General features: G+C 39.9%; 27 protein-coding genes. 12 read left to right on the forward strand and 15 right to left on the reverse strand.

From position 1 onward, the window contains the following. Positions 1 to 130: 130 nt before the first annotated feature. The 8 genes from IEV36_RS16260 to rep all read right to left on the reverse strand — a co-directional run bounded on the left by IEV36_RS16260 (position 131) and on the right by rep (position 8,282). Positions 131 to 586 carry a bacteriohemerythrin gene (locus tag IEV36_RS16260; RefSeq protein WP_004770972.1) on the reverse strand — a complete coding sequence of 152 codons (456 nt, stop codon included), beginning with the start codon at positions 584 to 586 and terminating at the stop codon, positions 131 to 133. A 284-nt stretch (positions 587 to 870) separates the two neighbouring features. After that, the gene (locus IEV36_RS16265; protein WP_032863849.1) at positions 871 to 1,719 is read right to left on the reverse strand and encodes a class II glutamine amidotransferase; all 849 of its coding nucleotides are present in this window, start codon (positions 1,717 to 1,719) and stop codon (positions 871 to 873) included. A 99-nt stretch (positions 1,720 to 1,818) separates the two neighbouring features. Beyond that, complete coding sequence (locus tag IEV36_RS16270; protein WP_004770970.1) at positions 1,819 to 2,595, reverse strand: GNAT family N-acetyltransferase; 777 nt, start codon at positions 2,593 to 2,595, stop codon at positions 1,819 to 1,821. A 127-nt stretch (positions 2,596 to 2,722) separates the two neighbouring features. Next, complete coding sequence (argB, locus tag IEV36_RS16275; RefSeq protein ID WP_004770969.1) at positions 2,723 to 3,622, reverse strand: acetylglutamate kinase; 900 nt, start codon at positions 3,620 to 3,622, stop codon at positions 2,723 to 2,725. A gap of 13 nt (positions 3,623 to 3,635) precedes the next feature. Then, a complete protein-coding gene (locus tag IEV36_RS16280) occupies positions 3,636 to 5,057 on the reverse strand; it encodes a phosphomannomutase/phosphoglucomutase (RefSeq protein ID WP_005256396.1) in 1,422 nt (473 codons plus the stop codon). 193 nt (positions 5,058 to 5,250) lie between these two features. Further along, complete coding sequence (dut, locus tag IEV36_RS16285) at positions 5,251 to 5,703, reverse strand: dUTP diphosphatase (protein ID WP_004770966.1); 453 nt, start codon at positions 5,701 to 5,703, stop codon at positions 5,251 to 5,253. A 59-nt stretch (positions 5,704 to 5,762) separates the two neighbouring features. Next, positions 5,763 to 6,236, reverse strand: coding sequence for a DUF695 domain-containing protein (locus IEV36_RS16290; protein ID WP_005256393.1), 474 nt, complete (start codon positions 6,234 to 6,236; stop codon positions 5,763 to 5,765). Between the two features lie 6 nt (positions 6,237 to 6,242). Beyond that, positions 6,243 to 8,282: a DNA helicase Rep gene (gene rep / locus IEV36_RS16295; RefSeq protein ID WP_004655168.1), complete on the reverse strand. Its 2,040-nt coding sequence runs from the start codon at positions 8,280 to 8,282 to the stop codon at positions 6,243 to 6,245. Positions 8,283 to 8,532: 250 nt separating this feature from the next. Here rep and IEV36_RS16300 point away from each other — a divergent pair, with 250 nt between their 5' ends. Beyond that, positions 8,533 to 8,955 carry a hypothetical protein gene (locus tag IEV36_RS16300; RefSeq protein WP_005256391.1) on the forward strand — a complete coding sequence of 141 codons (423 nt, stop codon included), beginning with the start codon at positions 8,533 to 8,535 and terminating at the stop codon, positions 8,953 to 8,955. Between the two features lie 107 nt (positions 8,956 to 9,062). Here the strand turns inward: IEV36_RS16300 and IEV36_RS16305 are convergent, their stop codons facing one another. Then, positions 9,063 to 9,716: a YiaD family glycine zipper/OmpA-like lipoprotein gene (locus IEV36_RS16305; RefSeq protein ID WP_005256388.1), complete on the reverse strand. Its 654-nt coding sequence runs from the start codon at positions 9,714 to 9,716 to the stop codon at positions 9,063 to 9,065. A 379-nt stretch (positions 9,717 to 10,095) separates the two neighbouring features. Between IEV36_RS16305 and yihG the strand changes: the two genes are divergently transcribed. The 7 genes from yihG (at position 10,096) to IEV36_RS16340 (ending at position 15,257) form a co-directional block, all read left to right on the forward strand. Next, a complete protein-coding gene (gene yihG / locus IEV36_RS16310) occupies positions 10,096 to 11,013 on the forward strand; it encodes a 1-acylglycerol-3-phosphate O-acyltransferase, YihG family (RefSeq protein ID WP_005256385.1) in 918 nt (305 codons plus the stop codon). 24 nt (positions 11,014 to 11,037) lie between these two features. Further along, entirely contained in the window at positions 11,038 to 12,096 is a 1,059-nt protein-coding gene (locus tag IEV36_RS16315) for a hypothetical protein (RefSeq protein ID WP_005256384.1), read from the forward strand. A 116-nt stretch (positions 12,097 to 12,212) separates the two neighbouring features. Beyond that, complete coding sequence (gene minC, locus IEV36_RS16320; RefSeq protein WP_005256382.1) at positions 12,213 to 12,932, forward strand: septum site-determining protein MinC; 720 nt, start codon at positions 12,213 to 12,215, stop codon at positions 12,930 to 12,932. A 65-nt stretch (positions 12,933 to 12,997) separates the two neighbouring features. Further along, the gene (minD, locus tag IEV36_RS16325; RefSeq protein ID WP_004770954.1) at positions 12,998 to 13,810 is read left to right on the forward strand and encodes a septum site-determining protein MinD; all 813 of its coding nucleotides are present in this window, start codon (positions 12,998 to 13,000) and stop codon (positions 13,808 to 13,810) included. A 2-nt stretch (positions 13,811 to 13,812) separates the two neighbouring features. Continuing rightward, a complete protein-coding gene (gene minE / locus IEV36_RS16330) occupies positions 13,813 to 14,085 on the forward strand; it encodes a cell division topological specificity factor MinE (protein WP_004655180.1) in 273 nt (90 codons plus the stop codon). 186 nt (positions 14,086 to 14,271) lie between these two features. Beyond that, on the forward strand, positions 14,272 to 14,559 hold the full coding sequence (locus IEV36_RS16335; protein WP_004770953.1) for a PA4642 family protein: 288 nt from the start codon (positions 14,272 to 14,274) through the stop codon (positions 14,557 to 14,559). Between the two features lie 158 nt (positions 14,560 to 14,717). Beyond that, positions 14,718 to 15,257: a hypothetical protein gene (locus IEV36_RS16340; protein WP_005256381.1), complete on the forward strand. Its 540-nt coding sequence runs from the start codon at positions 14,718 to 14,720 to the stop codon at positions 15,255 to 15,257. 65 nt (positions 15,258 to 15,322) lie between these two features. On the opposite strand, the gene rhtC is transcribed toward IEV36_RS16340, so the two are convergent. Further along, positions 15,323 to 15,940 (reverse strand): threonine export protein RhtC, encoded by a 618-nt coding sequence (rhtC, locus tag IEV36_RS16345; protein WP_005256380.1) that lies wholly within the window; start codon positions 15,938 to 15,940, stop codon positions 15,323 to 15,325. A gap of 128 nt (positions 15,941 to 16,068) precedes the next feature. Next, on the reverse strand, positions 16,069 to 19,152 hold the full coding sequence (locus tag IEV36_RS16350) for a DNA translocase FtsK (RefSeq protein ID WP_005256379.1): 3,084 nt from the start codon (positions 19,150 to 19,152) through the stop codon (positions 16,069 to 16,071). A gap of 252 nt (positions 19,153 to 19,404) precedes the next feature. On the opposite strand from IEV36_RS16350, the gene trxB reads away from it, so the two are divergent. From trxB to IEV36_RS16370, 4 genes are all read left to right on the forward strand, one after another. Next, positions 19,405 to 20,355 carry a thioredoxin-disulfide reductase gene (gene trxB, locus IEV36_RS16355; RefSeq protein ID WP_005256378.1) on the forward strand — a complete coding sequence of 317 codons (951 nt, stop codon included), beginning with the start codon at positions 19,405 to 19,407 and terminating at the stop codon, positions 20,353 to 20,355. Positions 20,356 to 20,490: 135 nt separating this feature from the next. Continuing rightward, the gene (locus tag IEV36_RS16360) at positions 20,491 to 22,047 is read left to right on the forward strand and encodes a methyltransferase regulatory domain-containing protein (RefSeq protein WP_005256376.1); all 1,557 of its coding nucleotides are present in this window, start codon (positions 20,491 to 20,493) and stop codon (positions 22,045 to 22,047) included. 86 nt (positions 22,048 to 22,133) lie between these two features. Then, entirely contained in the window at positions 22,134 to 22,865 is a 732-nt protein-coding gene (gene aat, locus IEV36_RS16365) for a leucyl/phenylalanyl-tRNA--protein transferase (RefSeq protein ID WP_005256374.1), read from the forward strand. Positions 22,866 to 22,893: 28 nt separating this feature from the next. Beyond that, complete coding sequence (locus IEV36_RS16370; protein ID WP_005256372.1) at positions 22,894 to 23,709, forward strand: arginyltransferase; 816 nt, start codon at positions 22,894 to 22,896, stop codon at positions 23,707 to 23,709. Here the strand turns inward: IEV36_RS16370 and rimI are convergent. From rimI to IEV36_RS16390, 4 genes are all read right to left on the reverse strand, one after another. Next, a complete protein-coding gene (gene rimI, locus IEV36_RS16375; RefSeq protein ID WP_188393553.1) occupies positions 23,695 to 24,156 on the reverse strand; it encodes a ribosomal protein S18-alanine N-acetyltransferase in 462 nt (153 codons plus the stop codon). The two genes, IEV36_RS16370 and rimI, sit on opposite strands and share 15 nt — an antisense overlap. Before the next feature lie 92 nt (positions 24,157 to 24,248). Continuing rightward, positions 24,249 to 25,133 carry a metal-dependent hydrolase gene (locus IEV36_RS16380; protein WP_005256368.1) on the reverse strand — a complete coding sequence of 295 codons (885 nt, stop codon included), beginning with the start codon at positions 25,131 to 25,133 and terminating at the stop codon, positions 24,249 to 24,251. Between the two features lie 218 nt (positions 25,134 to 25,351). Next, positions 25,352 to 26,233 carry a metal-dependent hydrolase gene (locus tag IEV36_RS16385; RefSeq protein ID WP_004770935.1) on the reverse strand — a complete coding sequence of 294 codons (882 nt, stop codon included), beginning with the start codon at positions 26,231 to 26,233 and terminating at the stop codon, positions 25,352 to 25,354. A gap of 200 nt (positions 26,234 to 26,433) precedes the next feature. Then, positions 26,434 to 26,538, reverse strand: a 105-nt coding sequence (locus IEV36_RS16390; RefSeq protein ID WP_074166867.1) for an EF-Tu C-terminal domain-related protein, incomplete at its 5' end; no start/stop codon positions are given.

Here is a 26,538-nt window from a genome sequence, read left to right on the forward strand (position 1 = left end):
AAAAGCAAATCACCCAGTCAAGATGATTTGCTGCGCACCAGTTATTATTTTTTAATTAGATCCCTTGTATATCACTCATACCAACCTTATTATTTTTTATAACAAGGGATCTTTTTTTATTATCTTTTTATTATGAGAAGAATCGAGAAAACCAGTTCTTCCCTTTTTTCTTTTCATTTTCTTTAATAATACCAATCATATTTTCTTTGACAGCACCAACATAATCGGCATCATCATGACGAATATGATTAATCAACCACTTTGATAGTGCTTCATGCAACTCACTATCAATTTCCTGCCCCAACTCAAAACGCTGACGATAAGTCTCTATCTTTTTGATAAATAAGTCATGTACTCGCTTATGTGGTACACGATACTTATAGTTCGCTTCTTCCTGCAAACTTTCTTCAAAGGTAAAATGAGACTGGGTATAATCAATAATATTATCCAGAATCCCCTTTAACTTCGCACGGTCATCGTCTTCTTTTAATTCATCAATTTCATTAATATAATCTAGAATACGACGATGTTGATCATCAATTACTTCTATTCCTGTATTATATTCGACAGACCATTTCATCCCCATATCAAACCCCAAACCATATTTGATTTATTGAATACAAATATAATATCGACAAAAGATTTAAATAAAAACGCAGCATTTTTGTCAGGTTTGCAGTTTTTATGTATAAAATAAAATAAGCTGTTGTTTTATATTTAATTTAATATTTTCACCGACCAAAACACTCAAGTATTTTTTAACCAACAAGAAAAACTATCTATCTAATTTTATTGATATAACCAGAACAATGAGAACTAATTTTTTAATAAAAAACAGTTCAAACATATATTCTGGTTATATCTTCTATATTAATACTGATCTGCTTTAGTTATTCGTTTTAATGCAGGATTTTCAGCTTCTCGGATTAAACGCTCTACTCGTGTTAAAGCATGCAAAATCGGTTTACCGCACTGGAATAAGATCATTTCCCCAGGCTGGTATGCAGTCCATGCTTCGTTATGCGTTAAAGGCTCAGTGGTAATTACCGCCACACGATCTTCAGGTGTCGTGACCTGACTAAAATCGACCTCTACGTCCAGATCAATTAAATGTGCATGTTGAAAAGGATATTCACGTACCAACCAATGCAGTTTAGTAGTGGCATAGCTATACAGAGCCTTACCATTCGACAAGCAGAAATTAAACGTTCCATGCTCTGCAATTTGTGGAGAAATACGCTCTAATAGTGAAAAGATCTCTTCTAAACTTGGCTCGGTATAGCCAAATGCCTCAACCATCTGATCTAGTAAATAGCAAAATGCCAGCTCACTATCTGTATTGCCGACAGGTTCAAAACGCCCGCTAAGCTCAGGTTTAAAGTCATGCAAATCGCCATTATGGGCAAAAATCCAGTGTCTGCCCCATAACTCACGCAAGAAAGGATGTGAATTCTCTAAGTTGATTTTGCCTTGTGTCGCTTTACGGATATGGGCAATGACATTACGAGACTTGATCGGATAGTTACGAATCAGATCTGCAATTGGAGATTCTACCGCCGATTGATTATCGACAAACAAACGGCAGGCTTTGTCTTCAAAGAATGCGATACCAAAGCCATCACAATGATCAGACGTGACCCCTGCTCGTTGGGAGAACCCACGAAACGAAAAGGTAATATCTGTCGGGGTAGCACAATTCATTCCTAATAGCTGGCACATATCTTTTAACTATCTAACATCTACGCCTATTGTGCATGAGGTTGAGATCGCTTGTAAATCTTAATATGTGCTCACTATTGGACGAGGAATGATATAAGACTAACGTTGCACCATTTTGTTCATGACAAAAGACATGGCGATCTTATTCACTTCCAAAAACACAAAATAATCCAGACATTTAAAATCTTCATCATAAAATGCCTGTTTTGAAAGTTTCGATTGCATACCTAGATAGGTCTGAAATAATTTTGGCATCCGTTCATCTTGCGGAAAACTATAATCAGGGCGTTCTGGTTCAAAAATACGCTTTGAACGGATATCAATACTTTGATGCTCACCCAATTGCTGAATCTGGCGATGGGTGTAATAAGCACGCGCCAGATTATCGTCTAAATGAATACTGACACAGCCCATTAAATATTTGGCACGCATTGACCATAATACTTTAGGCACCAGATTCAACCACAGCATGGAAAGTGCTTTACCAGAACGGAATTGAGGGTGAACGCAAGTTCGACCAATTTCTAAAACACTCGGTAAATGTGATAAATGCGGAACAATTTCGAATTCCTGAGCGCTATAACTCTGCCCGATTTCATGGCCTTGAAATAATTTTAATCGGGTATAGGCAACAATTTCACCTGTCCACTTCTCACGTAAAACGGCATGTTCACAGCCAAAATCATAAAGGTCTTGATCTAAACCATCTTCAAAATGCATCCCAAATTGATGGCTAAATTGTGTAGCTCTAAAACGTTGTACATCTTGTAATTCTTTTAAATTATCCACCCATTCAAAACGGAACTGGTTTTGAGCTGGTTTGTGGCGTAAAGGTAAAGTCAATGTCTGGCGATATTGATTTAATTTTTCTAGCATAATGAAAGCTCCTTATGGCTAGATTTACCTTAAATTGCTTAAATGACATTGAGATGACTAAAACATGAACAACACATGACGAAAAAAAGAGGCCGAATTAAGGCCCCTTTTGTTTTCATCAGCAGAATTAATGCTTGACGCGATTGGTAATTAAAGTACCCACACCATGATCAGTAAAGATTTCTAACAAACTTGCATGTGGTACACGTCCATCAACGATATGCGCACTGACCACACCACCTTTTACCGCATCCAGTGCACAACCCACTTTTGGAATCATGCCACCATAAATCACACCTGTTTCAATCAGACGATCAACTTCTTGCGTGGTCAGACCCGTTAACAAGTTTTTATTTTCGTCCAGTACACCAGTGATATTGGTCAATAAAATCAGTTTTTCTGCACCTAATGCTTCTGCAACTTTTCCAGCCACAAGGTCAGCATTGATATTATAAGTATTGCCATCCTCATCTACACCGAGTGGCGCAATAACAGGAATAAAATCACTTTGGGTAAACATTTCAAGGACGTCAGTTTTTACACCTGTGACTTCGCCAACCATGCCCAAGTCAATCTGTGAAACGGAACCATCTGCTTCCTGTTTTTCCATCAACAATTTACGTGCACGCAGCAAATTGCCATCTTTACCCGTTAAACCAATGGCACGACCACCATGTTTATTGATCAGGTTAACGATCGATTTATTGACGCTACCGCCGAGTACCATCTCAACCACTTCCATGGTTGCTTCATCGGTGACACGCATGCCATCAATACGGTCAGATTCTTGCCCTAAACGTTTTAATAATGAATCAACTTGTGGGCCACCGCCATGTACAACGATCGGATTTAAACCTACCGTTTTTAACAACACAATGTCGCGGGCAAATGAACTTTCCAATTCCGGATCAGTCATCGCATTACCACCATATTTTACAACCAACGTTTTTCCTGCAAATCGTTGGATATACGGCAAAGCTTCAATCAAAATTTTTGCTTTATCAATGCCGATATGTTCATGTGGCATGCGTCTCTCCTTATTAAGCCTGTGCGAGTTCTTGCGCAATCTGTGGATAATGGTCTTGCAACATAGCAACAAATGTCTGGCGAATTTCAACTAACCGATCCGGATTGTCTGCATCGAAGCGGACGGTAAAATATTCACCAGTATTTGATGCTCGAATAATGCCAAAACCATCATCAAAATCAAGTCTTACACCATCTATTTTACTTAAACGTGCACCTAAACGGTGACTTAAAATCTCAATCTCATCTAAAACCTGTTTCGGATTGGCATCATGCGTGCTGATATAAGTATCTTCGGTGCAGTAACGTTCAGGATAAATACTTAATAATTCAGACAGGCTTTTTGCTGTTGATTGTGTGAGGTATTCCATCACACGCAAAGCCGCATAGAGGCCATCATCATAGCCATAACCACGTCCGTCGTTAAAGACATAATGGCCTGCATATTCGCCACCAAAGACCGCAGCACCTTTGGATTGAGATAAATAAGCCCGTAAAAAACTGCTTCCTGTACGGATCATTTTAGCCTGTCCCGCAAGTTGCTGAACCGTGTCAGACACCATACGCGAACATTTCACATCAAAAACAATTTCTTTTTGTGGATGCTGCTGTAAACATATCTGTGCAAATAAGGACAGCAAGCGATCAGGGCTAATAATCGTGGCCTGCTCATCTAGCAAAACGACACGATCACCATCCCCATCTAAGGCGATACCAAGATCGGCCTGTTGTGACAAAATCGCTGCCTGCAATTGCTTTAAATGCTCAGCATGAGAAGGATCTGGTGCATGATCGGGGAAATGTCCATTGGCTTCACAACGTAATGCAAACACCTCACAACCTAACTGTTGCAGCACCAGTTTTGCACAATGGCCTGCTGAACCATGTAAACCATCAAGAGCAACTTTTAACGGTCGAGCCAATTGAATATCATCAATTAATGCGTGTTGATACTGTAAACAATATTGCGGAATAGTGTGATGCGAGCGGATATCTGAGGAAAAATATTCTTTGGCAGTCGGTAGAGAAATTTGCGCGAGTTGACCAACGGATTGAATCGTTTCAGGACTCGGAGGCTCTCCTTTGACAATCCACTTAATTCCGTTATCAGACTTTGGATTATGGCTTGCAGTCACCATAATGCCATTCCCACCAAAATCACGGGCAATGTAATACATCATCGGTGATGAGCAGCAACCAATACTGGTCACTTGCAGACCTTCTTGTTGAAGCGCGTGCTGAATAATTTCAGCATAATGAGGGCTGGTTAATCGCGCATCATAACCAACAACAACCTGATTCTGTCCAGCGTTTTTATATTGTAAAGCTAAGGCGTGGGCAATTGAACAAATAATATTTGGCGTGAGATTTGAAAGTTTTCCGCGAATATCATAAGCACGAAAAATATTCAAAGGAAATGTTTGTTGTATATTCACAGCAAGCCCCTATTTTTATAATCATTCGATTATTCAAAAATGGCGAAATTATTAAGTAATTAATTAACCCTTGTTCAGAAAAATTAAAATAATTAATCAGTTGCTTTGTAATATACTTTAAACAAACAATCAATATGAAAAATGCAATGTTTTCCAGTAAAACATTGCATTTTAAGTGATATTTACCGGAAAATTATTGCTTGCCCGTATGTCCGAAACCACCAGCACCGCGCTCAGTTGCAACAAATTCACTCACTTGTTCAAACTCAGCTTGTACGACTGGTACAAGAACATATTGTGCCAAACGCTCACCTGGTTCTAAACGGAATGTATTTTGACCACGGTTCCAGACAGATACCATCAATTCACCTTGATAATCTGAATCAATCAAGCCAACCAAGTTACCTAAAACGATACCGTGTTTATGGCCTAGACCTGAACGAGGCAAAATCAAACCAGCAAAGTTTGGATCTTCGATATAAATCGCCAAACCAGTTTTAACCAAAACAGTTTCACCTGGCGCAATATCAATCGCTGCATCTAAACATGCACGTAAATCTAAACCTGCTGAACCTGTGGTTGCATAAGAAGGCAAAGCCCACTCTTGACCTAAACGTGCATCTAATACTTTAACTTGGACTTTCATAAAGCTAACCTTTCGAATATAAAACTTCTACTTCCAAAGACTAGAAGATATGTAATCAACTAATCTTTTAAATTTCTCATAAAATTTGAATACAAATCCCAATCTGGTTGATAAGTTTCAACAATTTTTATTGGATAAATTTTCTTACCCTTTAAAACTTGATTGAATTTCTTTTTCCAAACAATCGGATTTTTTACATACCAGACCCATTCTTTTCTAGAGTTTCCAGTTACAACTAAAACTAGTTGGCCTAGATCTTTGGTATCTAATTTAGAAATATCTTCTTCAAAATCAAATTGTGCACCCATTGTTGGAGAATCAGGCATTCCACTCTTATTAATATCTGAGTAATGCCAATAAATTCTCAATAAATATGGATAATTCGACTTGACTATACCTTCTGCATATTTGCCACGAAATACTAGAACTTTTCCATTTTCAAAACCTTTTGCAGTAAAATAGGTTTCTTCTGCTGTTACGGTTTGGCTAAAAAACAGCAATGATAGAAAAGTAATAAAAATATATCGCTTCACAAAAAACTATCGTTTCAACAATGCTTTTAAATTGGCAAGATACTGCTGCGCCTGCTCTTTTGGATCAACATTCGGCGCCAGTTTCTTTTTACGGCCATGCCATTCCAGATCATCTTGTGGCATTTCATCCAAGAAGCGACTTGGCGTCATCTGACGCATTTGTCCACCGTTCTTACGCTGTTCTGCCAGTGTCAAAGTCAGACCTTGACGCGCACGGGTAATTCCCACGTACATCAAACGGCGTTCTTCCTCGATGGTTTCCGATGCAATCGAGTTCTTGTGTGGTAATAGTTCTTCTTCCAGACCAATCATATACACATAAGGGAACTCCAGACCTTTTGCCGCATGCAAAGTCAACAAGTTCACTTTATCAGTATCTTCTTCTTCCTGTTGCTGCTCAAGCATATCCAGCAGTACCAGCTTACGAATCACGCTTTCAATATTTTTCTCATCGACATCGTCCGTACGATTCAATAAGTTTTGAATACTGCTATATAAACTTTCGATGCTATCGAGCTTGGTTTTTTCCTGAGCAGGTGTTGCCGCCTGTTCACGAATATAATCGATATAACCAGCTTCATTGATCATCTGACGAACCTTTGGCATCGGCTCATCATCATCAAGTAACTCACGGGTAAATGTCGCGATAAAATCAGCAAACTCATGCAATTGTGTAGCTGCTTTCTTCGGTAACACCATGCTTAAGCGCTGGTCAGAAGATGCTGTTAGCAAAGACAAGGTATTTTCTTGGGCAAATAAACCCAGCTTTTCCAAAGTCACAGGCCCAATCGCCCGTTTTGGCGTATTAATAATACGCAAGAATGCACTGTCATCTTCCGGGTTAATGATGAGACGTAAATAACTCATCACATCCTTAATTTCTGCACGCGCGAAGAAAGACTGACCGCCCGACAGTTTATAAGGGATTTGCATCTGACGTAATTGGGTTTCAATGACACGCGCCTGGAAGTTTCCGCGATATAGCACCGCATAATCTTTCCAGTTTTTACCGTTCATCAATTTGTGCGTGATCAGATCTTTGACCACGCGTTCTGCTTCATCATCGTCATTTAAGCAGGTAATGACACGAATGGTTTCGCCATGACCTTTATCACTCCACAATTTCTTATCGAAAATATGCGGGTTGTTCTCAATCACGGCATTGGCCGCTTTTAGAATACGACTGGTTGAACGATAGTTCTGCTCAAGTTTGATGACTTTAAGATTATGGAAGTCATCCTTCAATAACGCCATGTTTTCAGGCTTTGCACCACGCCATGCATAAATGGACTGGTCATCATCACCTACGGCGGTGAACTGCCCCATCACCCCAACCAACAGCTTAACCAAGGTATATTGCGCAGTATTGGTATCCTGATATTCATCGACCAGTAAATAGCGAACGCGGTTTTGCCATTTGTCACGTACTTCAGCATTTTCCTGAAGCAAACGTGTCGGCATCACGATCAGGTCATCAAAGTCTACGGCGTTATAGGCACGTAAGTTACGCTCATAGAGCTGATAAAGATGTGCAAACTGGACATCTTCAACCGTTTCACAAGTTGAATGTGCTTGTTCTGGAACGATAAGATCGTTTTTCCAGTCTGAAATTTTCTTCATTGCCTTGGCAAGAAGTTCTTTACTCTCTGCCCCTGACAAATTATCGCGCTGCATCAAATCCATCAGGATTCGCTTACAGTCATCCGCATCTAAAATAGAAAAGTTGTTTTTAAGCGGTAAATGTTTTAATTCAAGACGAAGTAAATTCAAACCAAAAGTATGGAAGGTCGAAACCGAAAGTCCTTTTGCCTCTTCACGTGAAAGTAATTTACCTACACGTTCTTTCATTTCACGTGCAGCCTTATTGGTAAAGGTCATTGCCGTAATACGATAGGCTGGAATACCACATTGTTGTACCAAGAAAGCCACTTTTCGGGTAATTACTGAAGTTTTACCCGAACCTGCACCTGCGAGTACCAACAAAGGCCCCTGAACATATTTCATGGCTTCAAGTTGCTTGTCATTAAGTTGACTGGCAGATGACATTGGTTATTCCTCTCTCGTTTCCGAGCCTGATTTTTCGAGCACAATTATAGACATCTATGTTTTAGAATCCCAATAGTAAATCTAGGGATATGTATAAATTATGATGTTTCAATTTTTAATAACGACACTGATTGTCGCTCAACATAAAAAGTATAGTTAGTATCTTGATTTTAATTATCTTAAAATAGCTTTTTGACTCAAAAATAAATCAAGATTAGCTTCAAACGTCTATACTTATTAAGGATTTGACATGAAATTTCTAGCGGTAATTGCCCTAATAACAGCTCTCTCTGCTTGTGCAACAACCCCCACAACAATTGAAAGTGCAAATGTTGTGCCTCCCCAAAGAATCTATCAACAAACGTATTTTACAGAACATAAAAATAGTATTGAGGCTAAAGTTGTTTTCTTCCGGGATAAAGGACTAACAGGCTTTGGTTGCTCATATGATCTATATATTAATAATCAAAAATCTTTTTCACTCAAACAAAATGAACAAGCAACAATTTTCTTAAAACCTGATTCATATATTTTTAGACTTGAGACTAGCAAAAATAGTCTTTGCCCCACTATTGTAGATTCACAAGAAGCAAATATTAAGTCGAATGCTGAATTAGAATACAGAGTATCTCTACCCTCGGATGCAAATGCCCGTCTAGTCAGAATCAAATAGTCAGTTGATAAAGTTCTTAGAAAAGTATTCTTCATTTGACAAAACATTCCTTTTCAAATCCCAATAAAAAAACCACCCGAAGGTGGTTTTTTAGAAATCAGTAAAAATTACTGTTTTGCATAAATGCTGATTTCTACACGACGGTTTTGCTCTTTACCAGCAGCAGTCGCGTTTGAAGCGATCGGGTTAGAAGAACCATAACCTTGCGCATCGATACGGCTAGAAGATACGCCTTGGTTAGCTAAATAGTTTTTAACTGATTGAGCACGTGCTTGAGATAATGGGATGTTGATTGAATCGTTACCTGTATTATCTGTATAACCAGTTACAAGAATCGCACTCTTGTTATCTTCACCTAAAGTTTGCGCTACTTTGTTTAAAGTGCTGTAGAAGTTAGGTTTGATGTTTGATTTGTTTGTATCAAAAGTAATGCTACCAGGCATGATTAACTGAACAGAACCATCTGGGTTACGGCCTACTTCTACGCCAGTACCAGCCATTTGCTCACGTAATTTTTTCTCTTTATTGTCGAGATATAAACCACCAGCAGCACCAAGAACAGCACCGATTGCCGCAGCACGGTTGTTTTGTTTACTTGTATTTGCGTTACCTTTAGATACGCCATAACCTGCAGCTGCACCAATTAATGCACCTAGAGCAGATTTGTCATATTCTACGCCACCGATGTTATTACCTGTAGTTTGGCAACCAGAAAGTACCAATCCAGCCCCTACGAGTGTTGAAATTACTAATGCACGCATTGCGTAGCTCCTGTCTATGTATTTTGTTGTCTGGACAAATAATGAATGAGAAAACTGGCCTAGACCATTGATATTTTGTTAATAATAAACACTTTATTTGTATTTTTGTAATATTTTGATGCATTTTACTTGAATAAAGCACCACAATTTCTTCATGTTTATGATTGTCACACAATAAATATTTTATGTGACAATTATCACATACATGAAAATCCGCTTTCCCTCCTTCAAAAATCACATTTAATCGGAAAAAGCAGTGTTAACCCGCCTAAATATATAAAAATTGTCAACATCTGAAAATATACAGTTGTATTTCAACATCTGTTGTTTATAGTTGGAACATCTCTTTTTTCAAACATCTGCACTCAAGGCTCGATTTATGTCTAACGCCAATAAAAAAGCGTCCTTATTGCAAAAAGTCAGTAAAGGATTAACCGTTAGTTCAGTCATTACAGGAAGTACATTTTTTCATGGCCCACCTGTACTGGCATTAGGTTTAACCAAATTATTTAAAAAATCATCAAAAGTAGACGAAACCAATATTCAGATTACCAACAGTTGGTTAGGGGTAAATAACTGGTTAATTGACAATGTATTGCCAGATTTACACTGGGATATCAGTATTGATAAAAGCCTCGACCTGAATCTGCAAGGTCGATATATGATGATGTGTAACCATCAAAGCTGGGTCGATACCACAGTCAATCAATATTTTGGCCTAACCCGTATGCCGCTCACCCGCTTTTTTACCAAATGGGAACTTATTTTTATTCCATTTGTCGGGCAAGCATTTAAAATCCTCGGCTTCCCGATGATGAAACGTCATACAAAAGAGCAAATCGCGAAGAATCCCGAACTAAAATCACGCGATATGCTGGAAGCACGTAAAGCCTGTGAACAGCTACTTAGTCAACCTTTTACCCTACTCAACTATTTAGAAGGAACCCGTTTTACTCCTGAAAAACATGCTGCACAACAATCCCCTTATCAAAACCTGCTTAAACCTAAAGCAGGCGGTCTTGCGTTAGCATTAAATATTCTTGGAGATAAAATTGATGCATTGGTCGATATGACTATTGTTTATCCAGACGGTGCGCCTGGTTACGGCGAATTCTGGCTCGGTGATGTGTCTCGCATTGCAGTAGATTTACGTAAAATAGATATTCCAGAGTGGGTACTTGGTGGTAATTATGAGGATGATCCCGTTTATCGTGAACGCTTCCAGAAATGGGTGGATCAGATCTGGACTGAAAAAGACCAGCTCATTAGCCAAATGAAAGCCAAATACCAGCAATAGTTTCAAAAGGAATTGTAGTAAGACATGACCCAGCAGGACTCAGGAAAGAACTCTAAATATAACTATGTCAATCCGAACAGCAAATTCTTTAAGCTGTTTTTGGTCTATGACATTTTTATGGTTTTTATTATTGTTTTTAACCTGTTCTGCTTAGGCATGAACTTTTTCCTGATGAGCAATATCGGGTCTTGGTTTTTTAATACCATCCAACTCCCGACGGTGCTGGAGTTTTATCGAACCCATTTACACCCGTGGGTAATTACCACTGAAGCATGGTTTATTATCTTTTTAATTGTAGAACTGGTCATTCGCTGGTTTCTTTCAATTGTACAAAAACACCATGCACGTTGGTGGTTCTTCCCTTTCATTCACTGGTATGAAATTCTTGCGGTGATCCCGCATTTCCGTTTTTTACGTTTATTCCGTGCCGGGATCATCGCTTATCGTTTGTATGAGCTGGGCTACAAAGTCGTACCAGATGGAATCCGGATTAAAGCCGTCTTTTATTATCGCGTAGTCATGGAAGAATTATCAGATCGTGTAGTCATCACCGTGATTGATGGCATTCGTCATGAGCTGCAAACCAGTTCACAGCACAAAAAAATCATTCATGATCTGGTTGATCATCATCGACAACTGTTTACGGTCACCTTGGCTTCCCTGCTACAAGAGTCACTTGCAACAGCGTTACAACAACAGCAACCATTAATTACCCAAAAAGTCGGCGTTATTGTCAATCAGGCCATTGAAGATACGCCTGAACTGACGCAACTCTTACGCCTGATTCCGATTGTTGGGGGAAGAATCGAGCAACAGATTCAAAGTATTGGTCAACGTTTAGGTGAAAATATCAGTGCGGGTTTGATCGAGCCATTTACGGCAGGCTCAACTCAACGACCAAATGAAAATTATCAATATATTGCAGAGCAAGTCAGCCAGTTGAATATTGATAATCAATATCTGGAAGAACTGGTCGAATCTGTCGTATTTGAAAGCCTTGAAGCGATAAGAAAACAAGTAAAAGTGAAGCAATGGCAGCAGATTTTGCAAGAATCTGATCAATTGGATAAAAAAGCGGAATGATTACAAGAAAAATTACCAATCGAGCTAGAGAATTCGTGTAATTTGTTCTAGCATTTGCTTTTATTTACAACTGCTTTAACACAATAGAGCGCTTAAAAAGCCCTGAAGGATAAATTATGGCTGATATACGGATTACGGGCAGAATGGTGAATTTTAGTCGACTCACGTTCGACACAAATGACCATAATGCAATCCGACAGCAACTTACCAGCACGCTGAATGAAGGTTCTTATATCGGTACATTGGTCATTATTGACAGTACTGTTGAGCAAGAACTGATTGCATTAATTCAGCTTTTGATTGATCTAGGTTTACAGCCTATGGCTGTGATTGATGGCATTCTGGGTGATGAAGCCCGCGCCATTCAATTCCCTGTTCTACCCGTAGATCAGCCATTGCAACGTATCAAGGCATCTAAAGAACAGGTGGTTGATCCAGCTCCAGCGAAAGCAGCGGATAATTCAGCAATACAAACACCACAAAAAAACACATCGAATGCATATATCACCTCGTATCATGATGAAATTTTGCGTACAGGCCAATGTTTGGTGCAAGATCAGGGTGATATCATTTTAAATGCAGGCATGAATAGTGGTTCGGAAGTCATTGCATCTGGAAATATTCACATTTATGGCAATGCTCGTGGTAGAGTCATTGCAGGTGCAGGTGGACAAACTGCAGCACGTATTTTCTGCCACTCGTTAGAAGCCGAATTAATCTCGATTGCAGGAACCTATTGTGTTGCAGATGATATTCCAAAAGATATGATCAAAAAGTCTGTACATATTTATTTAAATAACAAGCAAGAACTTGAATTTGAGGCCTTGCAGTTTTAATTTATCTCATTAAACACCAAAAAAGCCCTTTTAGGGGCGTATGACCATAAATAGGAGTGGATTCGGTGGCCAAAATTGTTGTCGTAACGTCAGGCAAAGGTGGTGTAGGTAAAACTACAACAAGCGCATCTTTTGCAACAGGTTTAGCCCTACGTGGTCATAAAACTGTTGTGATCGATTTCGATGTGGGTTTACGTAATCTTGATTTGATCATGGGCTGCGAACGCCGTGTAGTTTATGACTTTGTCAATGTCATCAATAATGAAGCTCGCTTACAACAAGCACTCATCCGTGATAAAGATATTGAAAACTTATATATTCTCCCTGCGTCACAAACCCGCGATAAAGATGCGTTGAGTGATGAAGGTGTTGCACGTGTGATCGACGAACTTTCTCAAGAATTCGACTACATCATCTGTGATTCACCTGCTGGTATCGAGCGTGGTGCGATTTTAGCAATGTATCATGCAGATGAAGCGATCATTGTGACGAATCCTGAAATCTCATCAGTACGTGACTCTGACCGTATTATTGGTATGCTTGATAGCAAGACCAAAAAAGTTGAACAAAACGAAGGTCGCATCCGTAAGCATTTATGTATCACCCGTTTCAATCCGGAACGTGCTGATAAACAGGAAATGTTAACGATCGACGATATTTCTAAAGATATTTTACGTGTGCCGACTCTGGGTGTAATTCCTGAGTGCCCAAGCGTACTTCAAGCATCAAACGAAGGTAAACCAGTGATTCTGTATTCAGAAGAAAAAGCTGGACAAGCGTATGATGACTTAGTGGCTCGCTTCCTTGGCGAAGACCGTCCTTATCGACACATTGCAGTACAGCCAAAAGGTTGGTTAGCTAGACTATTTGGAGCGTAATTATGGCAGGATTCTGGAGTAAACTTTTTAGCAGTGATGAAAAACCATCAAGTGCACAAACTGCCAAAGATCGTTTAAAAGTTATTGTTGCCTCTGAACAAGGCTTGGGCCGTCGCTTAGGCCAAGACAAAATCGACCAAATGAAAAAAGAAATCATGCAGGTCGTGAGTCGTTATGTTCGTGGGGTAGATGAACAGCATATTCAAATGCAGGTTCGCTCAGAAGCAAACATTGAAATGCTAGAAATGAATATCAATTTACCTGAAGATCGTTAGAAGTTTTTTCATTAGCGATTTTTCGTAAATAAGGGCAAAATACGTCGTAGAATTTGAAAAGTATGACTTTTCTTTTCCCTCCCCACTTGAAGCCTAGCTTCTAGTGTTGCGGTAGGGAAAAGCGATGCTTTTCTCATCCTGCCTCATATTTTGCCTTTATTATTTTATAAGACTGAGGAGATTGTCATGGCATTATCACAGCCAGCAACTTTCAATGAAGAATGGTCAGATGAGCGTGTGTTTGCCTACCTTAACCAGCTTCCTCCAGCTGGCGTAAATGCCGACTTTCATGTGCTCTATCATGCCTTCAAACATATGCGCCCAAATGACTATGAGCGCTTGATTACCAAGTTTTTGGCAGATGGTCGTGACTTGAATGCAACCAATCCTGAAGGCCAACGCATTCATGATGTGATTGCACAATTTCCTCGCCAGAAAGAGGGTTTTCTGGAAGTTTTAGCGAAATTTGCTTAATCAATTCTAGAATAAAGGCCACATAATTTATCAATATGAACAAATTGACGCGTAAATTATGTGGTTTTAATTAAAATAATGATATTTTTGACATGCTCTGATTAATAACTCCAACTCATAATTTTTATATTTTTAACCTCTCTATTTTAAGAAAGACAATGACTGACCAAAACACAAGCGTATTTGAAAATGCTCCTGTAAATCATCATCTAGCCGATTTAACCATCATTAGCCTGAAGAAATTTATCTTTTTATCGGTTATCTCTTTAGGATTATATGAACTGTGGTGGATCTTTAAAGCATGGCGTTTTCTGGCACTAAAAGATAATTTAAATATCATGCCTGCTGCCCGAGCTATTTTTTCTATTTTCTTCTTATATTCACTCTTCAAGAGAATCAGGGAATATGCCAAAGAAAAAGGCTATGCTCAAGATTTCTCTTCAGGCTGGATGTATGTCGGCTATCTCGTTTTCGCTCTCTTGCTGGCTCGCTTACCTGACCCTTATTGGTTAATTTCTTCGCTCAGTTTTATTTTCCTTGTCCCCGCATTTTTAGCACTCAATGATGCAAAAAGACAGTCGCATGAATTCAATGTGGTAATACAGGAAAAATTTAATACTGCTCAAATTATTGTCATTATTATTGGCTCTATCTTCTGGATACTCTTATTGATGGGGTTGTTTCTTAATATTGAATAATGAAAGCATGACGAATAATCCATTTATAAAAAAGCCTGCATGATGCAGGCTTTTTGATTTCTTGATTAACGACTTCCAATCAGATAAACACCCAATAAGGTAAATATCCCACCAGACACGCCATCAATCCATTTTGCAAAATTTTGGTATGCATTGCGGAATGTCGGTAGAGAAAATACAAAAGCGACCAAGACAAACCATAGAATTGTCTCAATCGAAACAATAATAAAAAGTAGAGAATGGTGCTGATCAAATAAAGGATTTGCCAAAAACAGTGAGAAGACACTACCGAAGTAGATAATCGCTTTAGGATTGGAAAGGTTGGTCAACAAGCCTTTCATAAAGAATAAATAAGGTGACTGAGGTAAGCTAATTGGATTTATGGTTTGATTATTTTTAGAGAAGGCAGAGCGAAGCATTTGAAAGCCAAGCCAACACAAGTATAAGCCACCCGCAATAAGCAGTCCTTGTTTAAGCCACGCCATTTTTTCAAAAATAATATTGAGTCCCATCAAAGCAAGAAGTGACCACAGCATTGCCCCTAAACAAATGCCCAGTACCACCAGAAGCGCTTCTTTACGAGAGCGGCTAATAGCCGTTTGTGAAACCAGAAAAAAGTCTGGTCCCGGTGTAATCAATGCACAGAAATGAATAAAAATTAGCGTACTTAATGCAACTAACACGACTCACCTCAACGTTGAGATTTTAAAGGGCAAGCTTAAATAAAAAATGTGATTTTTACCACATAAAAATTCGAAAATCTAAAGCAAAAAAGCCTCTATAAAGAGGCTTTTTTTAATTATAATTTTCGTTAAACGAGAATGTCTCGCTTACCATTGGCACCCATTGAGCTTACGATTCCATTCTCTTCCATCTGGTCAATGATCCGTGCTGCGCGGTTGTAACCTAAGCTAAATTTACGCTGCAATGAAGAGGTTGATGCTTTACGTGTTTCTAAAACGAAAGAGACACATTGATCATAAAGCGCATCTCGGCTCGGATCACCATCACCATCTTCGAAACCACGCGATGAAGGCTCTTCATCAAATGGCGTGAGAATCTCATCCACGTAATCTGGCTCACCACGTTCGCGCCACGCGTCACAAATACGGTTTACTTCATCATCGCTAATGAAGGCCCCATGTACACGCTCAGGCTCAATTTTACCAGGGCCGAGGAACAACATATCACCATGACCGAGCAAGTCTTCTGCCCCACCCGCATCCAGAATAGTACGCGAGTCAATCTTACTGTTCACACGTAATGCAACACGCGTTGGAATATTCGCCTTGATCAGACCCGTAATAACATCCACAGAAGGACGTTGTGTCGCAAGTAAAAGGTGAATACCTGCGGCACGAGATTTCTGCGCCAGACGGGTAATCATTTCTTCAGCCTTTTTACCGACCTGCATAATCATGTCGGCAAACTCATCGGCCACGATCACAATTGAAGGTAACGGCGTTAAACGCGGCGCACGTTCACCCACAACTGAATCACTGGCTTTCCACGTTGGATCGATCAGGTCTTCACCGTTGGCAATCGCCTCTTCAACTTTACGGTTATAGTCACTGAGCTTACGGATTTTCAGGAATGACATCAGTTTATAACGGCGTTCCATCTCATTTACACACCAGTTTAATGCGCTAACTGCATCTTTCATGTCGGTTACAACAGGTGTGAGTAGATGAGGAATATCATTATAGTTGGCTAATTCAAGCTGTTTTGGATCGATCAGAATCAAGCGAAGCTGATCTGGTGTATATTTCAGCAACATCGACAAAATCATCGAGTTCACTGCAACCGACTTACCAGAACCTGTCGTTCCCGCAACCAACATATGCGGTGCTTTACCAAGGTCAGTAATGACAGGATTGCCTGAAATGTCTTTACCCATCGCCATAGAGAGCAAACCAGCAGGATCTTCAAAAGCTGGCGTTTTTAATAGCTCAATCAACCGCACCATTTCACGGCTGCTATTCGGTACTTCAATTCCGATATACGGTTTTCCTGCAATCACTTCAACCACACGAACAGATGCCATCGACATTGAACGTGCCAAATCGCGTGAAATATTGGTCACTTTAGAGGCTTTTACACCCGGCGCAAGATCCAGTTCAAAACGGGTAACGACTGGGCCAGGTTGAGCTTCAACCACTTGCGCTTTGACATTAAACTCTTGCAGTTTGATTTCTAGCAATTCAGAAAGACGTGCCAATTGTTCGGCAGTGAAGTTCACCTTTTTGTTTGGATCAACTTCATCCAGCAATTCCAGACCTGGTAAGGTTGGCAAATCAAGACGTTTTTTCGCCACTTGCATCGCACGCGATATCGGACGACCAAATGCATCTGTTAATGGTGCATCTAAATCAAAATCTTCTTCAAGATCCAAATCGGTTTCAGGCTCTGCTTTACCCGCAGTTTCTTGCCATGCTTCGATAAAGGCTTCTTTAGACAATGCTTCTTTCGGTGCATTTGATACTTCAATCGGGGCTTTTACAAAAGCAGACGATTGCGCATAACTTGTGGTACGCGGAGCGGTTTGTTCACGCTCCTCTTCAACCAAAAGATCGTTAAACTCATCAATCTCTTCAGCAACAAAATTATGTTTGTCTTCTTGAAGTGGATTTTGCACAGCAGCGCTGTGATTTTGAGTCGTATTCACCTGATTAGACTCACTAATCAAAGCTTCAATATCTGCTTCAAACTCGTTTTCCTGCTCAACAGGTGTGTGTGTCATTGCTGGCACAGCCTGAATGATCGGTGTATGCGCATCTGTTGCTGTTTTACTGTTTGGTACCGCAGCCAATAACTCATCAAAAATCTGGTCATCATTCCAGTCCAGACTGCTAGGATTGCCTTTTTGCATGACTGCATCAGCATGTGCTGCAGGTTCAAGTTGAGGCGCTACATGGGCTGACTCATCAGCAGCACGCAGTAATGCATCAATTTCCTGTTTATGGCTGGCATCATCACGTTGTAATGCACGCCATACTTCACCTGTTTTCACTAAACGCTGGCTTTCAGTTTCAAATTGATGCGCACGCTGTAAGGTTTGCTCAAAGTCATCATCAGGTGCCGTTGTTTGTTGTGGTTCAGCGCTTTGTTGCTGTTCTTTCGCAACCACATCGGCAAATAATTTTTCTGCCATGAGTTGATGATGTGAATCATCAATTTTAATTAGCTTCGCTTGAACCTGATTGGTCTTGGTCTCATTTTTATCATCCGAGCTTTCAGTCGCAGCTTGGGCTTTACTTGTGACAGCTGGAGTTTCAGCGGGCGTCAACTGCTCAGTTAAATCATATGCAGATTCATTTTGTGGTACGTTTTTATAGAATAGATCTTGAAGATACGCTGGGGTATTTTTCAATGTTACCCAAGTCTTGTTCCACTGAATGCCAAAAGCCAAAGTCAGCAACAAAATACTGAATGCGAGTAAAAACAAGGTCGCGCCATAAATCGTCAGCAACTGGGATAAGCTCGCACCCAGCTCATAACCAATGATACCGCCAGCTGCATTGTCCAAAGTATCTGCGGGCATGTTCCAGTGCAAATACAACAAGCTTGAAATCGAAAGAATTAAGAAAAACTGGGCAGCATAACGAAATGGGCGATTCAGAAAGCTTCTTGGCCACCAGACCTGAATGGCTTCTATAAACAGGAACAAAGGAATAAGCAAACTCGCCCACCCCAGAAATCCAAAGAGTAAATCTGCGATCCAAGCACCTGCCACACCGCTTGCATTCGAAACCTGTTGGGTATCGCTGGAAATGTGCATCCACCCAGGATCAAACGGTGTATAAGTTACTGTGGCAAGAAATAAATAAATGCCAAAGGAAATCAAAAATAATGTCATTAAAAAGCGTTGTGCATAAACACTTGACACCGCAGTCATATACAGTCCTGTAACCCAATTCGTTATTTGTTGGTATCTTTTAAGGTCTAACTTACCTTAATCAATAAGTTTTATATTATGCACTCGTTCTTACAAAAAAGATGCACGATTGTTTACTGTTGTTGTTAACATTCTGCACTGATATAGCTCAATTCGATTGAGTTAATCAATATTATCCGGATCGATTTACCCCACTCCCCTCTCGATTCACGTATAATTTTAGCAGTTTCAATATAAAAAGGATGTTCTTTAATGAGCGCTCGTCACTCACGGTTAATTATTTTGGGTTCTGGTCCTGCAGGTTATAGCGCAGCAGTCTATGCAGCACGTGCTAACCTCAAACCGACACTCATTGCTGGTATACAACTTGGTGGTCAATTAACAACGACGACTGAAGTTGATAACTGGCCTGGTGACCCTGAAGGATTAACTGGTCCTGTACTTATGGAACGTATGCAAGCTCATGCGGAACGTTTTGGTACAGAAATCGTCTATGATCATATCAATGAAGTTGATCTTAAGACTCGTCCATTCGTCCTCAAAGGTGATATGGAAGAGTACACATGTGATGCGCTGATTATTGCAACAGGTGCAACTGCACAATATTTAGGTCTTGAATCTGAAGCAGCTTTCATGGGTCAAGGCGTAAGCGCATGTGCAACCTGTGATGGTTTCTTCTATAAGAACCAGAATGTCATGGTTGTTGGTGGCGGTAACACAGCAGTTGAAGAAGCACTTTATCTTTCGAATATTGCAGCACATGTCACACTTGTTCACCGTCGTGATAGCTTACGTTCAGAAAAGATCTTGCAAGATCACCTTTTTGCCAAAGAAAAAGAAGGCAAAATCAGCATTATCTGGAATCATCAAGTCGATGAAGTCTTGGGCGACAATACCGGCGTAACCGCTGTTCGTATTAAATCAACTCAAGATGAAAGCACTCAGGACGTTCAGGTACAAGGTCTGTTTGTTGCAATCGGCCATAAACCAAATACCGGTATGTTTGATGGTCAGTTGAATTTACGCGATGGCTATATTCAAGTACACAGTGGTACTGCTGGTAATGCAACTGCTGCTTCAATTGAAGGTGTATTCGCTGCAGGCGATGTTGCAGATAGCGTTTACCGTCAAGCGATTACTTCAGCGGGTTCAGGTTGTATGGCAGCCCTCGATGCAGAGAAATATCTCGATAATTTAAACTAATCGGGCCACAATTTAAAAACCACCAGACATTGGTGGTTTTTTTATGCCAGCATCCCTACAATCAAAAATGATGACTTTTTAGACAAAGCTGCTTTTTTTAATAGATAGAAATACATTGATGAATAGGATAGATAAATGACAACGACCTGGACAAATGGCTATCAAACAGAAGTGAATTATACCTACGGTTATTATCGAGATCTCAGCCCGAATTTCCAAAAGTTTTGTTTATTATTAAATGGGATCGATAGTCCAGACTTTCAGGAAAACCAGAATCACTGCGAACTTGGATTTGGGCAAGGTGTCAGTATTAATATTCATGCCACCAGCAACCAAGCCAGCTTTTATGGCACCGACTTCAACCCAGCACACGCCGCACATGCCAATCAACTGGCGGAGCAAAGTAAGGTTGAGCATTATTTTTATGACGACAGTTTTGAAGAGCTACTCAACCGTCAAGATTTACCCATGTTTGACTCAATCAGCTTACATGGCATCTGGAGCTGGATTAGCCACGAAAATCAGCACATTATTTTAAAATTTATCCGTCAGTTCTTAAAACCTAATGGCATTGTCTATATCAGCTACAACTGCGTCACAGGCTGGGCAGCCAATATGCCAATCCGTGAACTATTTCATAGTCATTTCAAATTTAATAGCAAAAGCACCAATCCCCTGCAAAAGGTCAATGAGGCGCTCAGCTTTAGCGAAGACCTGCTCAAACAGAATCCGATTTTTGCACAACGTAATCCAAATGCGGTTCAGAAAGTTGCCGATCTTAAACAACAAAATCCCAACTACTTGATTCATGAATATCTCAATCAGGACTGGCAATGCTTCTCTTTCCAGCAAGTGGTGCGAATTTTAGATGAGATCAAATTATCTTATGCAGGCTCTACTGATTTAAATACCCATTTAGATAGCATTAACTTCTCCCAAGAGCATCAGAACTTTTTAAATGCGATAGAACATCCTATTTTCAAAGAACAATGTCGTGATTATTTTGCCAATACCCAATTTAGACGCGATTTATTTATTCGTGGCAAAAATAATTTGACCCCATTGCAAGTTCAGGAGCGTTTGAGAAAAACAGCCTTCGTTTTACTGACTGCCAAAGAAAAACTGCCTCATAGTATCAATGGACTTTTAGGAACATTTAATTTAATTGAAGATATCTATACCCCGATCGGCAATAAATTTGCAGAAGAAAACTATCGTCCAATCACTATTGCTGAACTGGAACAAAGTTTTCCAGAACTGAATTACGCTCAGATTCTCAATGCTTTGGTGATTTTATCTCATCTAGGTTTGGCCCAACCCTGTCAGACACTGGAACCGAATAATGAAATAATGCAACAAAGTCATCGCTTAAATCATTATTTATTGGAACAGGCAAGTTTTCATCAAAACTATAATGTCTTAATTAGCCCGATTACAGGTATCGGTATTCCAGCCGATCATTTCCAGCAATTGTTCTACCGCGCACATTTCATTGATGGCTTAGAATCAGCAACTGAGTTTGCAGACTATGTTCAAAATGTCATTAGCCAGCTCAACTGGCTAGTACTGGATAGTGAAGGTAAAACTGTATCTGATCGAGAAAAGAGTCTGGAGGTCATTCAAGCCAAGGCTCAATTTTTCCTAGACAGCAAAAAGCTGCAAATTGCCAAACAACTGCGCTTATTTAATTAAGCGCTTAGTGCAAATGGCAATCTTCAAGATTGCCATTCCTACTCAGTTCAGTTAGTTTAGAATCATTCCTATTTACTTTCTTTGCTATGCAACAGCTTCCACCCTCGCAATATATTTTTCCAGATCCTGTAGAAGCAGATCCGGAAGGCCAAGGCTTTATCTGTATCGGTGCTGATCTTAGTCCGTCTACATTATTTGAAGCCTACACACACGGTCTGTTCCCCTGGTTCAATGAAGATGAGCCGATCTGCTGGTGGAGTCCTGAACCGCGCTGTGTGATTGAACCACAACAATACAAGCCCAGTAAGTCACTCATTCGCAATATGAAAAAGCATGATTACCGAATTACCATTAACCATGCTTTTGAAGAGGTCATTCGTTCCTGTTCTTTACCGCGCAGTTATGCCAATGAAACTTGGATCAGTGAAGACATTATTCAAGGCTATTGTGACTTATTTAAAGCGGGCTATGCCTATAGTGTTGAAGTCTGGCAACAAGAGAAGCTGGTAGGTGGCTTATATGGCGTTACCATAGGCAAAGGCTGTTTTGGTGAGTCGATGTTTAGTACTGAAACCGATGTTTCGAAAATGGCGTTCTATACCTTAATGCTGATCGGGCAGGAAAATCAGCTTCCGTGGATTGATTGCCAACTGGTCAATGATCATCTTTTAAGCCTTGGTGCGAGTACACTTTCTCGCCAAGCCTATCTTAAATCGTTACAAGATGTAATTATTGCCCCCTCTATCAATTGGAAAAGTTATCAAGAACGTGTATTTTCAAGTAAAACAATAGCAGTTTTTGGCACATTAGACGGTTAACGGATTAACACCTTGGAGGGACAGATTAATGAAATCATACCAACCCAAGTCCCTTTTAAATGACTTACAGTACTACATTACACCACCGCATGATTGTAGTTATCTCGATAATAAATCTGCCCGGATGGTATTTCTTGACCCGATTCACCGTATTGATGTGGTGACATTGTCAGAACTTTCTCGGGTTGGTTTCCGTCGTAGTGGTGATTTTGTTTATCGTCCTGAATGTCACTTATGTCGCCAATGTCTATCTTGCCGTGTCCCTGTTCAGGAATTCAGCATGAATAGCAGCCAGAAAAAGGCATGGAAACGTAATCAAGATTTAGAAATGAGTATTTTGCCGACCTCGCAAGCCACTCAACAGCATTACGACTTGTACGAACGTTATATCAATGAACGCCACTCAGATGGTGATATGTATCCCGCCAGTCTGGATCAATTTGAAAAGTTTCTAGTGCATAGCTGCACAGAAAGCTTCTTTATCGAACTATGGAAAGACCAAAAATTAATTGCTGTCTCAACCTGTGATTTGATGGATGATGGTCTTTCTGCGGTTTACACCTTCTTCGATCCAGATGAACAACGCCGTTCACTGGGTGTATTCGCCATCCTTAAACAGATTGAATATGTACGTAGCTTGAATCTGGATTATTTATATCTGGGTTATTGGGTACCGCATTCAGATAAAATGAATTATAAATCGCAATATACACCACTCGAATTATTATTGGATGGACAATGGCGCAGACTCAATCGTCCACTTTCAGACAATGAAATTCATCAATTGGGGAATTCATTGATGAGTACACTGCCTTCCGAGTGGAATAATTTAATTATTAAATAACGCAGCAAAATCATCTGTGCATGTCTTGACCATAATCACGGCATGCTCTCTGGAACCATCAGGATTCGGATAATAATTTTTGCGCAAATCAATTTGATGAAATCCTGTTTTTTCATATAAACGAATCGCAGCACTATTGCTCTCACGCACTTCTAAAAAAATCTGAATCGGATTGTTTTTTAATTGCTGAATAGAATCATCCAATAAAGCATAACCAAGTCCTTTGCCCTGCTGACTTGGATGAATTGCCATAAGCAACAGGTTTGCCTCATCCAGAACAGGTTGCAAAATACAGAACCCCACCACCTGATTGGCTTGCTCATACACAGTACATTGATACGAAGCTAAAGATTCCTGAAATTGTTGCTTGCTCCATGGATGTGTTTGCACTAAGCGCTCAATGGCTGCCACGCTTTCCAGATCACGCTCCTGCATCAATCGAATCACAATCTTTCACTCTATAAAATACTGATGCAAATTATCGACAATTTCAGCTAAAAATTGAATAAAAAAATGGGCAGTTTTACTGCCCGTTGGAGTTAACTCAGATTAAAACCTAATTCGGCCCGCCATTTATTGAGTAATTCAGTCGTATCATCGTCATTTGGATGAAACTTCGGTCTCAAGAACGAAAGTAAAGTTGGAATCTGACGCGTCATAAAACCTTTATAACCATACATAAATTTCAACATGTATCGGGTATCACGCCATGTCAACTTACCATCGACTTTCAATAGTTTTGCAGTGAAATAAGATTGAGTAATAAAGATCAGGCCCATTGCGATAACCAAGGCCAATGACCGCATCAAATAGGCTTTAGCGCCCTGCCCATACATAGATTCATACACATCAAAGGCTACTGCTTTATGTTCATTTTCTTCGACCGCATGCCACATCCATAAATGGTACATGGTCTCATCCATAAACATCGCTTGAATGTCTGGATTACTCAATAATTCTTCGGCAATGGTCGAGGTAAAGTGCTCTAAAGCACACGTACCAGTCAAACTGATCATTTCTTTGGTGAAGCCGAAAGGTTTCAATAGTTTAGATGTTATACCGATGGTTCGATTAATCAGGCGCCCTGTTTGCGCTTCCATCTCACGGACATTGTATCCATAAGCTTGTGCGGATGCATTGAAGGCCAAATGCTCTTTCGAATGCATGGCTTCCTGACCAATGAAAGCACTGATTTCTTTCTGCAATCTAGGATCAGCCAATTTAGGATCATTACGCACCGCACGTGTACTATTCACAAAGAATTGTTCACCTTCTGGAAATAGTGCTGAAAGCGCAGTCATAAAATGTGTTAAGGCAGCATCTCCATTTGCCCAATAACGTGGCACTTCACCAAATTCAAAATCCATTCGGCGTACAGGAAAACTGGCGCCAGCTCGGTTTGAAATATTGACTTTAGCATTCATACCCTTTTCTCCTATCCGTGAATATTCTTCATAAACCATATCTGATACTTCTTTTATACGCCCTTTTCAGTGCATCGAATAAGTGCAGATAAGGTCAGAAAAGCATCATCTTAGGACATGTCGTCACACTGAAAAATCATCTATGAAATGAATGAGTAAAAAAGAAAAAGGGCAATTAAAATTGCCCTTTTACATCGATTTATTTGAAGATAAGAAAATTAGAAACCGAGTTTCGCTTTCCAGTCTTTTAACAACTGTACCGTATCCAGATCATTTGGATGGAAGCCTGGTTTAAAGTAAGCTAGCATCTCGCCTGCCATGCCAGTAATAATTCCTTTTGAAGGACTATAGCCATATTTATAAATCATCGCCAATTCTTTAAAGTTCAGCTTCTTATCTTGTTGAAGCAAACGTAAAGTGAAATAGGACTGAAGAATAAAAATCAAGGCCATCGCAAATACCAGCGCAGAAGTACGCAAGCTATAAGCTTTTAAACCTTTACCAAATACGGCTTCATAAACATCATAGGCTACGGCTTTGTGCTCATTTTCCTCGACTGCATGCCAAAACCACATATACGACATGGTCTCATCGGTCATTAAGTCCTGAATATGCTGATTACGCAATAACTCAGAAGCAATGGTCGCAGTGAAATGCTCTAAGGCAGTTGTTGCGGTGAGGTTGACCATTTCTCTGGTCATACCAAATGGTTTAACCACTTTAGAAAAATTCTTTAAGGCAAATTGAATATAACGCCCAGTGATTTGCTCTAAAGTTCTTACATCATGACCATATTTTTGTGCAGAAGCATTAAAGTTAACATGCTCTTGCGTATGCATGGCTTCTTGACCAATAAACGCACTGATTTCTTTTTGTAGTTCTTCGTTGTCTTTAATCGCTGGGTAGTAACGAACTGCACGTACCGCATCAATAAATAATTTCTCACCATCTGGAAACAGTGCAGATAAACCTGTCATGAAATGGGTTAAACCTGCTGAACCATCCATCCAGTATTCTGGTACTTGATCGAAATCAAAATTCATACGACGGACTGGGAAGCTTGCACCCGCACGATTTGAAATATTTACTTTAGCATTCATGCTGCCAACTCCTTTTTCAGTGAAACATTCCACTGAGCACTTTTATCTGTTTCTTGCGTTTTATATTACGTTTTTATGCAAATCAAATAAGTGCAGTTTGGGACAGCAAGCTATCAGTTAAGGACACTCTTACAAAAGGATTGTCTAACAATAGGCAAAAAAAACACCCCAAAGGGGTGTTTTTTTATCACTCTAGGCGATTATGCAGTTACTTTAGCAACAACACCAGCACCTACAGTACGACCACCTTCACGGATCGCAAAACGTAGACCTGGGTCCATTGCGATCGGGTGGATTAACTCTAC

The organism is Acinetobacter vivianii (genome assembly GCF_014635885.1).
GTDB classification, from domain to species: Bacteria; Pseudomonadota; Gammaproteobacteria; order Pseudomonadales; family Moraxellaceae; genus Acinetobacter; species Acinetobacter vivianii.

What these genes read in the sequence shown, in the direction of transcription:
- IEV36_RS16340 (WP_005256381.1), top strand. Translation starts at nt 14,718, where the DNA reads ATGACTGACCAAAACACAAGCGTATTTGAAAATGCTCCTGTAAATCAT.
- IEV36_RS16350 (WP_005256379.1), bottom strand. Translation starts at nt 19,152, where the DNA reads ATGACTGCGGTGTCAAGTGTTTATGCACAACGCTTTTTAATGACATTA.
- IEV36_RS16385 (WP_004770935.1), bottom strand. Translation starts at nt 26,233, where the DNA reads ATGAATGCTAAAGTAAATATTTCAAATCGTGCGGGTGCAAGCTTCCCA.
- IEV36_RS16360 (WP_005256376.1), top strand. Translation starts at nt 20,491, where the DNA reads ATGACAACGACCTGGACAAATGGCTATCAAACAGAAGTGAATTATACC.
- IEV36_RS16315 (WP_005256384.1), top strand. Translation starts at nt 11,038, where the DNA reads ATGACCCAGCAGGACTCAGGAAAGAACTCTAAATATAACTATGTCAAT.
- dut (WP_004770966.1), bottom strand. Translation starts at nt 5,703, where the DNA reads ATGAAAGTCCAAGTTAAAGTATTAGATGCACGTTTAGGTCAAGAGTGG.
- argB (WP_004770969.1), bottom strand. Translation starts at nt 3,622, where the DNA reads ATGCCACATGAACATATCGGCATTGATAAAGCAAAAATTTTGATTGAA.
- IEV36_RS16260 (WP_004770972.1), bottom strand. Translation starts at nt 586, where the DNA reads ATGGGGATGAAATGGTCTGTCGAATATAATACAGGAATAGAAGTAATT.
- yihG (WP_005256385.1), top strand. Translation starts at nt 10,096, where the DNA reads ATGTCTAACGCCAATAAAAAAGCGTCCTTATTGCAAAAAGTCAGTAAA.
- trxB (WP_005256378.1), top strand. Translation starts at nt 19,405, where the DNA reads ATGAGCGCTCGTCACTCACGGTTAATTATTTTGGGTTCTGGTCCTGCA.
- IEV36_RS16335 (WP_004770953.1), top strand. Translation starts at nt 14,272, where the DNA reads ATGGCATTATCACAGCCAGCAACTTTCAATGAAGAATGGTCAGATGAG.
- IEV36_RS16265 (WP_032863849.1), bottom strand. Translation starts at nt 1,719, where the DNA reads ATGTGCCAGCTATTAGGAATGAATTGTGCTACCCCGACAGATATTACC.
- minE (WP_004655180.1), top strand. Translation starts at nt 13,813, where the DNA reads ATGGCAGGATTCTGGAGTAAACTTTTTAGCAGTGATGAAAAACCATCA.
- IEV36_RS16300 (WP_005256391.1), top strand. Translation starts at nt 8,533, where the DNA reads ATGAAATTTCTAGCGGTAATTGCCCTAATAACAGCTCTCTCTGCTTGT.
- aat (WP_005256374.1), top strand. Translation starts at nt 22,134, where the DNA reads ATGCAACAGCTTCCACCCTCGCAATATATTTTTCCAGATCCTGTAGAA.
- rep (WP_004655168.1), bottom strand. Translation starts at nt 8,282, where the DNA reads ATGTCATCTGCCAGTCAACTTAATGACAAGCAACTTGAAGCCATGAAA.
- IEV36_RS16270 (WP_004770970.1), bottom strand. Translation starts at nt 2,595, where the DNA reads ATGCTAGAAAAATTAAATCAATATCGCCAGACATTGACTTTACCTTTA.
- minC (WP_005256382.1), top strand. Translation starts at nt 12,213, where the DNA reads ATGGCTGATATACGGATTACGGGCAGAATGGTGAATTTTAGTCGACTC.
- IEV36_RS16380 (WP_005256368.1), bottom strand. Translation starts at nt 25,133, where the DNA reads ATGAATGCTAAAGTCAATATTTCAAACCGAGCTGGCGCCAGTTTTCCT.
- IEV36_RS16305 (WP_005256388.1), bottom strand. Translation starts at nt 9,716, where the DNA reads ATGCGTGCATTAGTAATTTCAACACTCGTAGGGGCTGGATTGGTACTT.
- IEV36_RS16370 (WP_005256372.1), top strand. Translation starts at nt 22,894, where the DNA reads ATGAAATCATACCAACCCAAGTCCCTTTTAAATGACTTACAGTACTAC.